Raw genomic sequence first — 14,178 nt, forward strand, 5'->3', positions numbered from 1 at the left:
GGACCCATTCGTGTATGAGACTGCGCTTTTTTTGACAGGATGAACAGGATTAGCTTAACCGCAACCAATCCTGTTCATCCTGTCAAAAACAAATTTATCCGGTACATTAAGCCATTGCCAGTTCCTTATTGTACTTATTGCGGTACTCCAACGGCGACAAGCCTGTTATCTTTTTAAACGTAATCCGGAATGCTTTCGGGTCTGAGTAGCCAACGCTGTACATCACTTCGTTTACGTTACCGCGCGAGGATTCCAGGCTCATTTTAGCCGCTTCGATCTTGACCCGCTGAATGTATTCAACAACGGAATTAGCCGTGGCTTTCTTGAAACGACGCTCCAGATTTCGGCGCCCAATGGCAAACATCGACGCTAGCTGATCGACCGTTATTTTCTCTTCAACGTTCTGCTCAATGTATTCCTGGGCTTTTTTAATTGCCTCATCGCCGTGCCCTTTCTGCCCCTGAAAAATGATGAACGGAGATTGGCTGGTCCGTTCGATCTCGATCTGAAAGGCCTTCGACATAAACACCGCCGTATTCCGCCCCGCGTATTTTTCGATCAGGTACAGAATCAGATTGAGGTATGAAAATGCGCCCCCACTCGAATAAATCCCTTGTTCGTCGGTAATAATCTTGTCTTCAACCAACTGTACATCCGGAAATAACTGCCGGAATTGATTGGCAGCCATCCAGTGCGTAGCGCATTGCTTACCAGCTAACAAGCCTGTAGACGCCAGCAAAAAAGCGCCGACGCACAGACTACCCACTTCGGCTCCTTTCCCATAGTGTTTGGTGATCCAGGGAATGAAATCCTGATTCATAGCCAGTGTTTTCTGAAGATCGCCATCCAGAGCAGGTATGATAATCAAATCAGTTTTTCGGATGTCATCGGCAAGGGCATCGGTGTACACCGTGTACTTACCACCGGCCACGGGCACCTCCTGCGAAAGGCCAACTAACTGCACCTTGCAAAAGGCCGGTTTACCGAGGGTAGATAAGTACTTATTTACTTCGGTGAATACTTGACGAGGCCCCTCAACGCTACCTAGAACAGCGCCCTTAGGCACCAGGATTGATATATGTTTCATGGAGGAAATTAACCAGGTTCTATGTCGCAATCTACCCCAAAATCGTCGGATTTGCACCCCTTACCTTACTATAGGTCCGGCTACCTTTGCTAGGGTGATAGACGAAACCTTTAACCTTTTAAACACCCAATCTAATGAACACGATCAACCCTGCTGCCATGCCCCTGTCAACAGTTACATCAACTGGCAACCGCAAATTCATCACAATTCTGTACTGGACGCTGACGGGTCTTTTCTCGCTGCTGATGCTTATGGATGGCATTGCGGGGGTTACTCGGGAAGAAACGGGCCAGGAAGTAATGCGCCACCTCGGTTACCCAATCTATGCTATGGTCATCTTCGGTATCGCCAAGATTCTGGGAGCCATTGCCCTGATTCAACCGAAATTCCAGACAATTAAAGAATGGGCGTATGCAGGCTTTACAATTAATTTTCTGGGCGCTTTTGCCTCAAGAGCCTTCGTCGGCGACGATACAGGCTTGTTGATAGCGCCCGTTTTCATGCTCGCCGTACTATTCGTTACGTATTTCGTTTGGAAGAAATTTGAACAGGCAAAGAAATCCTGATCAAGTAAACACCTTTTCCAAACCGCTATAAGCAGTACGTTCCAATAACCTATTCTACCTTTAACAGACCCAGGCAATGATCGAAGTGTTTAAGACAGATGTTCGCGATCAGGACCACGCAAATGTGCTCCTCGATTGCCTCCACGAAACCTTTGCAGGTCACACGGCCAGTTTTGATCTGGAAGACTGCGAGAAAATTCTGCGGGTTGAACACAAAAATGGCCTTGTTGAAGCTTCTCTTGTTATCGATCTGCTCAATCAATACGGATTCATCGCTGAGGTGTTACCCGGCGATGAATCTATTGATTCGATGGCTTTACTGCGTTGTTACTTGTTGCCATCGTAATCGTAAAACGGCGTTTTCTGCGGGGGTGTTACCAGAAAGCGTAAAAGCGGCATCTTATTTGTGGTGATTTCCCTAACCCATTTCTGATACCGTGATGCGTATTGTGCTAGCTTTCCTGCTGTATCTGGCCTTCTTGCCTTACGGATATGGTCAGGTAAATCCGCCCGTTAAAACCCAGAAAACCGTCTTTACCCTCAAAGCCGTTGACGACAAAACGTCGGCTGAACTATCGGCTCAATTTACGGTAGAAGCTAAACTAGCGAAAAAGAAGTTCTCGGGTAAGGGTCAATCAGGCAAGCCATTCTCGTTTATACTGACCCGGACCGATACCCTCAATGTTATAAGCAGTGTGCCAGGTTACTATGAAAGTGAAGAATTAATGGTGGTTTCCTGCGACACCTGCCCAGACTATGAATACGTTGTCCGGATGGAAAAAGAAGAACCCAAGCCCGACAGCGTTTTTCGCAACTTGCAGGTCAACCAGGCGTTCCGGCTCGATAATGTGTACTTCGATCAAAGCAGCTACGTGCTACGCTCGGAGTCGTACCCCCAGTTGAATAAACTGGTGAAGACTCTGGTCAATACCCCAAAACTAGTGATTGAGATTGCGGGGCATACCGATAACGTTGGCGACCGGCGACTGAATCAGGCATTGTCGGAAAACCGGGCGAAAATCATTACGACCTACCTGCTTCGGAACGGTATTGCCGAGAATCGACTGCGTTACAATGGCTACGGCGACACACGACCGGCCGCTCCCAACGACTCGGAAGAAAACAAACGCAAGAATCGACGCGTCGAATTTGTCGTGCTGGCTCTGTAAAATTTTAGTTACGAATTGGTTATTAATTGCGTTGTAATGGTGTTCTTGTCTTGAATAACCCACAACCAGTTAATGACAACGAGTGAACAATCAACGGCTTATTTTGTAAAACCCGATTCCATTGTCCGTCGAATCTGGGGCGACGCCGATGTGATATTGTTGGTGTTTGCCGGTTCGGCCGCCGAGTTTGCCCTCAACCGAGCAGTAGACTGGCTATTTTTTACGGGTAAGCTCCCCGCCGATCCGATTGCCCGGCTCTTTTCAACGGTACGTTACGCCCAGGAGATTGTGTTTGCGCCTGAACATAAAGCCCGGCAAGCCATCAGCCGCATGGGAGCTATTCACGGGGGGGTTGAACAGAAACGGGGTTACCAGATTCCAGATTGGGCCTACCGCGATGTGTTATACATGCTCATCGACTATTCACAACGGGCATTTGAAACGCTGCACCGCCCCTTAACCGATGGCGAACGTCAGGAAGTATTCACCACCTTTCGGGCCGTCGGTGCGGGCATGAACGTACCAGATTTGCCCACATCTTATGCCGACTGGACAGTTGACCGGCAGGCTCACCTCAACCGCGACTTGGTACGTAGCGAATACACCAACAAACTGTTTATGCGGTATCGGGAGCAACTAGGCAGTTGGCGGTATGATTTGCTTCGACAGGCGCAGGCCGTACTAGTGCCCGAGCAGGTTAGTAACTTGCTGGGGTTACCCACAAAACCGCTGCTTTCCTACTCCATTGGCTTGTATAAGATCCTGAATGCGGCTGGTTTACGCTCCGTTGTACAGCGAATTCTGTTACCGACTGAGTACCTTGCACAGATTCAGGACTTAGACAAATAAGATTGCCATTTGGTGTTTGTCGCTGGCTGCACCTATCGGCAATCATTTCTTCATCAACATGACTTCGAGTACGCCCATCACCACCTCCGTTTTCGACTTGTTCAAAGTTGGACCGGGGCCATCGAGTTCGCATACGATTGGCCCAATGAAAGCTGCCTTTGACTTTCGACAGCGGTTAGGCAGTCTATCCCCTGATGTTGCCCAACAGGCTGATGCCATTCATGTTCATTTATATGGTTCGCTCAGCGCTACCGGAAAAGGACACGGTACCGACCGGGCTGTCGTAGCGGGTCTGCTGGGTTGGCAACCTGAAACAACCGACCCCGACGCTCTGCTAGGTTTACTAAAAGATTCAGCCGTCGTTTATGCGGTTCCGGTAGGAGATCGAACGATTAGTATCGGCCCAGAGCAAATCTATTTTCAGCGAAAACGATACGATTCTCCCTACGCTAATACCATGGTTCTTCAGTTGCTGGCCCACGACCAGGTCCTGCTGGAAGCAGAGTATTATTCAATTGGGGGCGGGTTCATTATCCGAAAAGGTGAACCCGAAACCCCACTGACGACTGCATCCGTACCGTATCCATACAGCTCGATGGCCGAGTTGAAAGCGCTGCTAAAAGCACACAGCCTTACGCTCGACGAGTTGCTGATCACTAACGAGATGAGGTTGACGGGTAAAAGTCGAAGCGAGGTAAATCGGCGGCTCGATCAGATTTTGGACTTCATGCACAAGGCTGTCCGGCGCGGACTTCGTCAGAAAGGCACCTTGCCCGGCTCGATTAAGCTCAGCCGCAAAGCGCCTATTTTATTTCAGCAGGCCAAGGGCATGAGCCATTCGTCGGATAGCTTTCTGATCTTTCTGAACGCCTACTGCCTGGCCGCATCGGAAGAGAATGCCGCTGGAGGTATTGTTGTGACGGCTCCCACGTCAGGAGCATCGGGCGTCATTCCGGGCCTGACGTATCTGGCCAAACACCATTTTCACTATGACCGGGCGACACTGCGGGCCGGCATGCTGGCGGCTGCGGCCGTTGGTTTTTTGGTGAAGCACAATGCTAGCATCTCCGGGGCAGAAATGGGCTGCATGGGCGAAATTGGTACGGCTTCGGCCATGGGAGCCGCTTTCCTGACACGCTGTGCCCAACCAAACGGGTCAATCAGTGCCATTGAAGCCGCGGCTGAAATTGCCATTGAACACCACCTCGGCATGACCTGCGATCCCATCGGTGGCTACGTTCAGATTCCCTGCATTGAGCGGAACGCCATGGGCGCGGTTAAAGCCTACAACGCCTTTCTGCTGGCTACGTCCGGCGCGGCTTCGTTCCAGAAGATTTCACTCGATGCGGTGATCAAGGTTATGAAAGCCACCGGCCGCGATATGTCGACGAAATATAAGGAGACGTCCGAAGCTGGACTCGCCTTAAGTGCCACAGAGTGTTGATAGTTAGCTAGCTGGAAAAAACAATTAGGGGGCCTTGATGTGTTAACGACACTAAGGTTGATTCAACGACCCCTACCTACTTGTTTTTGCGAACATGGCAACTATCTATACACCCAAGCAGCAACGGGTTTTGCTCATCACGAGCATTATCATCATTGCAGGCTTCATTCTGTACGGCCTAAGCGGTTACGCGTCGGCTTTTCTGGGCGCGGGTATTCTGTACGTCGTATTCCGCCCCTGGTTTACGGCGTTAGCCATTAAACGCAAGTGGAATCGTCCGCTGGTAACGACACTCATCATTATTTTTTCCCTTGTTGTTATCATTCTACCCTTTTTAACCCTGAGCCTGCTGCTCATCAGCCGCATTCAGTACTATAGTCAGAACGCCGACGACATTTTAAATCTGATTCACAAGGGCGAAGAGCTGACTGGTTTTAAAGTTACAAGTCCGCAGAATGTGCGTCAGATTGTGCAACAGGGCGCTACTTACGCCAGTCGGCTGCTCCCATCGTTGGCCGGAGGGGCGTTGAACTTCATTGTCATCATTGGCCTGATGTTCTTTACACTCTACTTCATGTATGTACAACAGGAAACCTTTCAGAAAGGGCTTCAGAAATACCTCCCTTTTAAGCGTGATACGCAGCGAGAGCTGGGCGAATCATTGAAAAACAACGTTAACGCCAACGTGCTGGGTCAGGTACTCGTTTGTTTGGTACAGGGGGCTTTGACGGGCCTGACGCTTTGGATTTTTGGCGTGCCCGATGCACCGTTCTGGGGCGTAGTGGGCTTTTTCATGGCGTTCATACCGGTGCTTGGTACGCCCCTGGTATGGGGCCCCGCCGGTTTGATTAAGCTCTCGCAGGGCGACACCGGCCAGGGCATCGGTATTCTGGTTGTTGGTATCGTCGTCATCATCAATATTGACAACCTCTTACGGATTATGCTTGCCAAGCGCATGGGCGACATTCACCCGCTCGTTACGCTGGCTGGTATCGTATTAGGCGTCCCCATTTTCGGTATTTTGGGATTAGTGATCGGGCCGCTGTTGGTATCGTACTTTATTGTTCTAATTCAAGTCTTTGAACGCGATAACCGCTCACTGGAGCAGGAAGTTGCCGTCGATCAGGTACGAGTACAAGAAGCCGCTGAGCGAGAGACGTAGGAAGCCATATAAACTTTTATTGGTTGCACAAGGCCGTAGTTTGAAACTACGGCCTTGTGTTATCTGGCCTCCGACCGGTGTTCAATAACTAACCAGCCATACACCTGTTGATAGAACTCCCGCACGTATCGACAGGCAACAGTTTAAACTGTTTTTTCAACGTCAACCACAAACCGGCCTACCCCGTTGGCCGATTAGGGTTACTCTACCCACAGCACAATTGGTGCCTTCTTTTATAAACTTTATAATAATAAATTATAAACTTCTTATATATTACACGAAAACAGGTTTATACGATATTATAAGTAGACAATTAATAAATTGCCAGAATATTATATTGTTTTTTATAAATAGATAGTACTTTTGTTAAAAATTAAAATTTGGTTAAAACTATACTTAATCTACTTCATGAGAAAACTTTTATCAGGCAGTTGGCTACTGACTATCCTGTTTGCTTTGCCCGTATTAGCGCAGGATGTTACAGTGAGTGGCCGTGTCACTTCATCAGAAGACGGCTCGGGATTGCCGGGTGTGAGTGTACAGCTCAAAGGCACAACCCGCGGTTCAACCACCGACGCTACCGGAAATTTCCGGTTAAACGCTCCGGCCAACGGTCGACTGGTATTCAGTTACATTGGCTTCTCGTCCCAGGAAATCGTTGTAGGTAACAAGTCGACGATCGACGTTAGCTTGGCTCCCGACGCAGCCAATCTGGACGAAGTAATCGTTACTACGTTTGGAACTGCCAAACGGGCGTCGTTCACAGGCTCAGCTGGTACGCTCTCTCCAGACAAAATTCAAACCCGTGTTGCTACTAATATTTCGCAGATTCTCTCCGGAGCAGTATCGGGTGTTCAGACAACGGCCGGCAATGGGCAACCCGGCGAGGCTCCAGACATCCGTATCCGGGGTTTCGGGTCAATTTCGTCGGGCAGTGATCCACTTTATGTGGTAGATGGTATTCCATACTCAGGTAACATTGCCAGTATTAACCCTAATGACATCGAAAGCGTCTCAGTTTTGAAGGACGCGGCATCAACTGCTTTATATGGTGCCCGAGCTGCTAATGGCGTAGTCGTAGTGACAACTAAGAAAGGCCAGAAAGACCGTAACACAATTAATGTTCGCTACACCAAAGGATTTAGCTCACGAGGTCTTCCGGAGTACGACCGGGTCGGCGTGGGTCAATACTACCCGCTGATGTGGGAAATGTACCGGAATAGCATTGCCTATCGAGCCACGAATCCTGTGGCCCCGGCAACGGCTAATCAGGATGCTACGAACCGATTGATTAGCCTGGTCGGCTACAATGTATATAATGTACCAGATGATCAGGTAGTTGACGTCAATGGGCAAATGAATCCGAATGCTCAGCTCAAATTTTCGCCTGATGATCTGGATTGGGAGAAGCCTATGCTGCGTCAGGGCAACCGCGACGAATTAAACGTAAGCTTTGCTGGTGGGCAAGCTAAGTCGGATTACTTTGTGTCGCTGTCGTACCTGAACGATAAAGGGTACCTGATTCGCTCCGACTTCGAGCGAATCACCGGCCGGCTCAACATTAACTCGCAAATGAAATCCTGGTTCCGGACCGGAGCTAACCTGGCGGCTACCTTTACGAAGTCGAATCAGGCAGATGCGGGGGGTAATGGGGGAAGCACAACATTCGTAAACCCTTTCTTCTTTTCGCGGAATATCGGCCCGATCTATCCGGTTTACGCCTATGATCCGAACAATCCGGGGCAGTTCCTTACGCTACCTAATGGCGACCGACGCTGGGATTACGGTAATCTGACGGCTTTGGGTCTACCAGCCCGGCCTCAGTTTGGGGGCCGCCATTCAGTGGCAGAAACCCTACTGAATCAGAATTACCTTCGTCGAAACGTACTCAGTGCGCGTGGTTACGCCGAGCTTACTTTTCTGAAAGATTTCAAGTTTTCGGCAAATATTGGTACTGACATTACCAATAATAATACCTACACCTATGGAAACCCGGAAGTCGGGGATGGGGCTCCGGCGGGTCGTGCTTCACATGAGTTTCAGAACATCGCCAGTTACAACCTCAACCAATTGCTGAACTACAACAAGTCGGTTGGAAAGCATACGTTGGATGTCTTGTTAGGCCACGAAAACTTCCAGCTCAATGACAATAACCTGGAAGGGTCGCGCTCGCAACAGATTCTGGAAGGTAATTACGAACTGGCCAACTTTACAACAACCACTTTTCTGTCTTCGGTGTACAACACCCGTCGGGTTGAAGGTTATTTCTCGCGTGTTAACTATGACTACGATCAGAAATACTTTCTGTCGGCTTCGATTCGGCGCGATGGCTCAAGTAAGTTTTATACAGATAGCCGTTGGGGAAACTTCTATTCGGTCAGCGGAGCCTGGCGTTTAGATCAGGAAGATTTCTTACGATCTATTCCAAGTATTAACTCGTTAAAACTGAGAACCTCCTACGGACAAACGGGTAATGATGGTGGTGGAAACACAGCTCAATTTGCCCAGAATAACACAATTAGTTATTACGCCTGGCAACCCTTGTATGGCTTAGGCTCCTGGAACAATGCTTCAGAAGCGGGTATTCTGCAAACAAGTCTTGGAAACCGAAACCTGGAGTGGGAGTCAAGTAACGCCTTCGACGTAGCGCTGGAGTTCAGCCTGTTTAAAGGTCGCGTATCAGGCACGGTCGAGTACTTCAACCGCCAGTCTGCCAACCTGATTTTTGCGGTACCTCTACCTTTGTCAGCTGGTATAGCAACCGTTACGCGGAACATTGGTACGATGTATAACCGGGGATTTGAAATAGAACTTGGCATTGAGCCGCTTCGTATCAAGGACTTTGTCTGGCGCATTGATCTGAACGCAACCCGGATCAAGAACCAGATCACAAAAATGCCGGACGAGAACCCTGAAATCATTGACGGAACCAAAAAGCTGGCAGTAGGTCGCTCAGTGTACGACTATTGGGTGCGTGAGTATATGGGCGTTAATCCAGCCACGGGCGAGGCTCAGTACCGGGCCGCTAATTTTGTGGCCAATAACTCACGCATTACCGAAGCCGGCGATACGCTTACAACTAGCCTGAACAACGCTCGTTACCACTATAGCGGCTCGGCCATACCGGCTTTGTCGGGCGGATTTACCAATACGTTCCGCTACAAAGGACTCTCGCTTTCGGCATTAGCCGTCTATCAAATAGGTGGCAAAACATACGATGCTACGTATGCTGCCTTAATGAGTTCGGGGGGCTATGGTAGTGCCAAACACGTAGACATTTTGAGCCGCTGGCAAAATCCTGGCGACATCACCAATGTGCCCCGAATGGACGCAGCCCGGACAACAGATTTTGATGCGGGCACTTCGGACCGGTGGCTCACCGACGCCACATACCTGAACCTCCGTAACGTTACGCTTTCCTACCAGTTACCCAGCACACTGGCTAAAAGACTGTTTCTGGAAGGTGCCCAGGTATACGTAAGTGGTGAAAACCTGCTCATTCTATCCCGCCGGAAGGGTATGAACGTTCAGCAACAATTTAACGGAGTAACCGGCAACGCATTTAGCCCGGCCAGGAGCCTGGTACTGGGTGTTTCGTTTACGCTTTAATCGTCAGCCAACTCATGAAAAAAAGATATTTAACCCTCCTCATGGCCCTTGGCCTGCTCACAACCGCTTGTGAACAAGAGTACCTGGAAACATCTCCCACAGGTAGCGTCGACGCTGGCGCTGCCTATGCCACCACTAAAAACGCGACAGCGGCCATTAACGGTATCTACCGGGCCATGGTAGTGCGATACTTAGACTCTCAGGGGCATTTTGGCCATCCGGCCATGATGATCATTCTGGATGTACTGGGTGAAGATGTGTTGATCAGCAATACGTCGAATACCTGGCATCTTACTGAAACCCGCTGGCAAGCGCACCGTTCAGAAACTTCGGTTGGCGATGAAATGCCTTACCGGATGTATTACCGGATTATTGGTAACGCGAATATTGCCATTGCGAACATCGGCAATGCCGCCGGTACTCAGGCCGAACGTAACCAAATCAAAGGCGAAGCGCTGGGACTACGGGCTTTCTCGTATTTTAATCTGGTGCAGTTGTACGGCAAACGGTATGATGCCGCGGCTAAACCGAATAGTCAACTCGGCGTACCGCTGGTACTGGCCCCCACGACCGAAGGCTTACCCCGCGCTACTGTAGAAGAGGTTTACGCGCAGATTAACAAAGATTTGGCCGAAGCAGCTACCCTGCTCACTTCGACACGTACCTTCAAGTCGCACATTAACCTCGAAGTGATCAAAGGCTTTCAGGCACGGGTGGCACTGACCCAACAGAACTGGGCCGATGCCGCTAAGTATGCCGCTGAAGCCCGCAAAGGGTTCACGCTCATGAGTGTGGCTCAGTATCAGGACGGATTTTCAGACATTAGTAATCCGGAGTGGATATGGGGCTTTGATCATCTCGAAGATCAGTCGGAGTTCTTCGGCGCGTTCCACTCGTATATTTCGAGCAATTTTAACTCCACAAACATCCGTGTGAGCCCCAAAGTCATCAACAGCGCGCTCTACGAACAGATTCCGACGACGGATGTTCGCTCGAAGATGTGGGTAAAAACGCCGACCGCAGCTAATTCAGTTGTGCCAACGGGTGGTGTACGGGTACCCTATATCACGCAGAAGTTTCGGCTGCCGGGGACACCATCGACCAGTACGATGGGCGATATTCCCTACATGCGTGCCGCCGAGATGTACCTGATCGAAGCCGAAGCGCAGGCTCGTTTGGGCAATACGGCCGCAGCGGCCAGTACGTTGTTTGACCTGGTTAGTAAGCGTGACCCATCTTACAAGCTTTCGACCAAAACAGGCACCGGCCTGATTGATGAGATTCTGTTTAACCGGCGCGTCGAGCTCTGGGGTGAAGGCTTCCGCTTTACTGATCTGAAACGCATGGATCTACCGCTAAATCGGAATGGCGCTAACGCGAACAGCGCCGTTGTCGTACTTTTCGATGTCAAGGCGGGAGATAACCAGTGGGAATTCCTGATTCCTCGCCGGGAGCTAAACGCGAACAAGGCCATCAAGCAAAATCCGCTGTAAGAAGCTGCTGATTTCAATACCTAACGGGCCTGACCGAAGACATTCGGTCAGGCCCGTTGTTGTTTAGACGCAGTTCTTTGTAGCCTTGCCAGAGTAGATAATACGTCAAGTTACCGTCATTCTGTGAAAGCCTGAATAAGTCCCTTTAGCTCCTAATATTCCTGAAAACTATCCAGCCGTCGGTTCAGGTCGAAGGCGGCACTGATCAGACCCAGGTGCGTGAACGCTTGCGGGAAATTACCCAGGTGTTCGCCCCGACGACCTAACTGTTCGGCAAATAAGCCCAAATGATTCGCGTAACCCAGCATTTTCTCAAACAAGAGTCTGGCCTTTTCGACCTGCCCCGCCCTGGACAGGCATTCGACGTACCAGAAACTGCACATCGAAAATGTGCCTTCTTCGCCTTCTAAACCATCCTGAGCACCGCTATCGAGTCGGTACCGATACACCAGCGAATCTGACACCAGCTCCTGCTCAATGGCTTCGAGTGTAGACAACCAACGCGGCTCATGCGGATGAATAAACCGGACCAGCGGCATCAGCAGTACCGCAGCATCGAGCGTATTCGAGCCTTTAGACTGCACAAAAGCCTGCTTTTCCTCGCTCCAGAAATTAGTGTAGATGTCCCGGTAAATGTCATCACGTACCTGACGCCACCGTTCAACAGGTGCCGGAAACGCCCGATGGTCCACCACCTTAATGGCCCGGTCCAGCGCTACCCAGCACATCAGGCGAGATTGCAGGAATTCGCACTCTTCACCCCGAACTTCCCAAATGCCATGATCAGCGCGTTGCCAGTTGTCGCAAACGTACTCGATTTGTGGCTCCATTTTCTGCCAGAAAGAGTAGGTTACGGCTCCGTGGTATTTATCGTGCAGGTAAATCGAATCCATTAACTCACCGTAAATGTCGAGCTGAAACTGCGAGTAAGCCCCGTTACCAATTCGCACCGGTGCCGACTGACGGTACCCTTCCAGATGGTTCAGTTCCTGCTCGGGCAGTTCCCGCTCGCCATCAAGCGTGTACATCAACTGCAACGTTTCACCAACTTCATCAATGGCTCCTAACTCCTTTTCAATCCATTGCATAAAAGCAGATGCTTCCTCCTGGTAGCCCAGCCGCAAGAACGCGTACATAACAAAGGCCGCATCCCGAATCCAGGTGTATCGGTAGTCCCAATTGCGGTGACCGCCGATTACGGAAGGCAAGCCGAACGTCGGAGCCGCTACGGTAGAACCAAACTGGAACGAGGTCAGCAGTTTGAGCGTCATAGCCGACCGGTTCACCATCTCACGCCAGCGGCCGGTGTATTTCGATTTGCCCACCCAGGTTTTCCAATAATTGACGGTGTTGTCAAAACCGGTGGTTGTGTAGTGGTGTAACGCATCGTCCACCGATCGCTTTACCTCATCGGACGATGATTCGATTACGAAATGGGCATGCTCTTTCTCGCCTAAGGTAAATTCAGCATAAACATCCTTACCGTCGATTACTAATGGCACGTTACTCATCAGCCGAAACGAAGATTGCGAATTAGCCAGGCTGGTAAACGTAACTTCATGCGGTCCTCCTTCAACCCGGTGTTCCGCGCGGGCGTAATCGAACCGGGGCAGGCAACGCATTCGAAACGGCACCTTTCCGCGGGTGACCACTACGTTGCGGACGAGCACGCAGTTCGTTTCGGCCGTTTTTACCGGCATAAAATCCGTTAGTTCGGCGACTCCCTGATCCGACAGAAAACGGGTCAGCAGCACGGGTGTATCGGGCAGGTACAGCTGCTTAGTTTCTACATCGTCTATCTGAGGACTGATGTCGAAGAAACCGCCTTTCTCGGCATCGAGTAACGACGCAAAAACACTCGGCGAATCGAAGCGGGTAAAGCACATAAAGTCAATGGAACCCGCCATTGAGACTAAGGCAACGGTATGTAGATTTCCGATAATGCCATAATTACCAATGGGTTGATAAGTACCTGGAGACATGATCCTTCGGGTGAATTGATAAATGGACCGTATTCGTCCGTAAGAGTAACCCGAAAAGCCAGTGTCTGTTTTGTCTCAATTAAACCCGGCAAGCGACCTTAGGCTTTTAATAACTGAACCGAGCATGGGTTCAGTTATTAAAAGCCTAATTGATTAAAATCCATGTATTCCCAACTTTGTCTGTATACTCCAATAAACCATACTGTCTAGAGATAACAATATGAGGCATATTCAGGCTTGTGCAATCTTGTGATCCAGTACAGGATGCTTTGAAAACAGTGATTAAGCCACTGTTGTACGGATACTCTTCTGAGTACTGCGCTTTAATTATCGATGACTTTGCATAAATAGATTTCTGCGCCAGTCCTAAGCCGACATACGGCCTGTTCGTATCAAGGCCGTTATAAACGGCGATTAAGTTATTGTCTTTAGCTTCAATTGTAGTTGCAAGCATACTATTTGACCGGGATGTCAAGATGACCTGTTCCCGTTCACAAGCCGCTCCACACTCTTCTCCCCCGCAATATTGTGTTTCGGCCTTGTATTCTATTGTTAGAGTATCCTGCTGGTTGGCTTGGTTCCGAAATACAAAAAAAGGTTTTTGCTTGTAGATGTTCATCCATGACTTGGCTTCAGGGGTTAGCTTACCATCGTTTGGATTCTTACATTCATCGGAGCAAGCGCTGATTAAAGCTATTATACACAATAAGACAAGAAGTCCATTGCTGCTATTGATTAGCACTTTACACATAGAACGGATAGTGGCTAGTTGACTACTATTTTACAGTATAAATTCTTACTTCGATCCTTGGGTAAC

General features: G+C 49.7%; 11 protein-coding genes. 8 read left to right on the top strand and 3 right to left on the bottom strand.

Annotated features, from left to right (window positions below; translation table 11 throughout):
- Positions 1-106: 106 nt before the first annotated feature.
- Positions 107-1,087 carry a GlxA family transcriptional regulator gene (locus tag ACFSUS_RS07235; RefSeq protein WP_381521068.1) on the bottom strand — a complete coding sequence of 327 codons (981 nt, stop codon included), beginning with the start codon at positions 1,085-1,087 and terminating at the stop codon, positions 107-109.
- 134 nt (positions 1,088-1,221) lie between these two features.
- On the opposite strand from ACFSUS_RS07235, the gene ACFSUS_RS07240 reads away from it, so the two are divergent.
- From ACFSUS_RS07240 to ACFSUS_RS07275, 8 genes are all read left to right on the top strand, one after another.
- Positions 1,222-1,653 (top strand): DoxX family protein, encoded by a 432-nt coding sequence (locus ACFSUS_RS07240; RefSeq protein ID WP_381521069.1) that lies wholly within the window; start codon positions 1,222-1,224, stop codon positions 1,651-1,653.
- Between the two features lie 76 nt (positions 1,654-1,729).
- Positions 1,730-1,999, top strand: a complete 270-nt coding sequence (locus ACFSUS_RS07245; RefSeq protein ID WP_381521071.1) for a hypothetical protein — start codon at positions 1,730-1,732, stop codon at positions 1,997-1,999.
- 94 nt (positions 2,000-2,093) lie between these two features.
- Entirely contained in the window at positions 2,094-2,822 is a 729-nt protein-coding gene (locus tag ACFSUS_RS07250) for an OmpA family protein (protein ID WP_381521072.1), read from the top strand.
- A gap of 72 nt (positions 2,823-2,894) precedes the next feature.
- Entirely contained in the window at positions 2,895-3,671 is a 777-nt protein-coding gene (locus tag ACFSUS_RS07255) for an oxygenase MpaB family protein (protein ID WP_381521074.1), read from the top strand.
- 58 nt (positions 3,672-3,729) lie between these two features.
- Positions 3,730-5,115 (top strand): L-serine ammonia-lyase, encoded by a 1,386-nt coding sequence (locus tag ACFSUS_RS07260; protein WP_381521076.1) that lies wholly within the window; start codon positions 3,730-3,732, stop codon positions 5,113-5,115.
- Between the two features lie 94 nt (positions 5,116-5,209).
- On the top strand, positions 5,210-6,277 hold the full coding sequence (locus ACFSUS_RS07265; RefSeq protein ID WP_381521079.1) for an AI-2E family transporter: 1,068 nt from the start codon (positions 5,210-5,212) through the stop codon (positions 6,275-6,277).
- 408 nt (positions 6,278-6,685) lie between these two features.
- Positions 6,686-9,886 (top strand): SusC/RagA family TonB-linked outer membrane protein, encoded by a 3,201-nt coding sequence (locus ACFSUS_RS07270; RefSeq protein ID WP_381521080.1) that lies wholly within the window; start codon positions 6,686-6,688, stop codon positions 9,884-9,886.
- 14 nt (positions 9,887-9,900) lie between these two features.
- A complete protein-coding gene (locus ACFSUS_RS07275) occupies positions 9,901-11,379 on the top strand; it encodes a RagB/SusD family nutrient uptake outer membrane protein (RefSeq protein WP_381521082.1) in 1,479 nt (492 codons plus the stop codon).
- Positions 11,380-11,531: 152 nt separating this feature from the next.
- On the opposite strand, the gene ACFSUS_RS07280 is transcribed toward ACFSUS_RS07275, so the two are convergent.
- Complete coding sequence (locus ACFSUS_RS07280; protein WP_381521084.1) at positions 11,532-13,361, bottom strand: glycoside hydrolase family 15 protein; 1,830 nt, start codon at positions 13,359-13,361, stop codon at positions 11,532-11,534.
- Positions 13,362-13,506: 145 nt separating this feature from the next.
- Positions 13,507-14,112, bottom strand: coding sequence for a hypothetical protein (locus tag ACFSUS_RS07285; protein ID WP_381521086.1), 606 nt, complete (start codon positions 14,110-14,112; stop codon positions 13,507-13,509).
- Positions 14,113-14,178: the final 66 nt, after the last annotated feature.

It is taken from the genome of Spirosoma soli (genome assembly GCF_042684525.1).
In the GTDB taxonomy this organism is placed as follows: Bacteria; Bacteroidota; Bacteroidia; order Cytophagales; family Spirosomataceae; genus Spirosoma; species Spirosoma soli.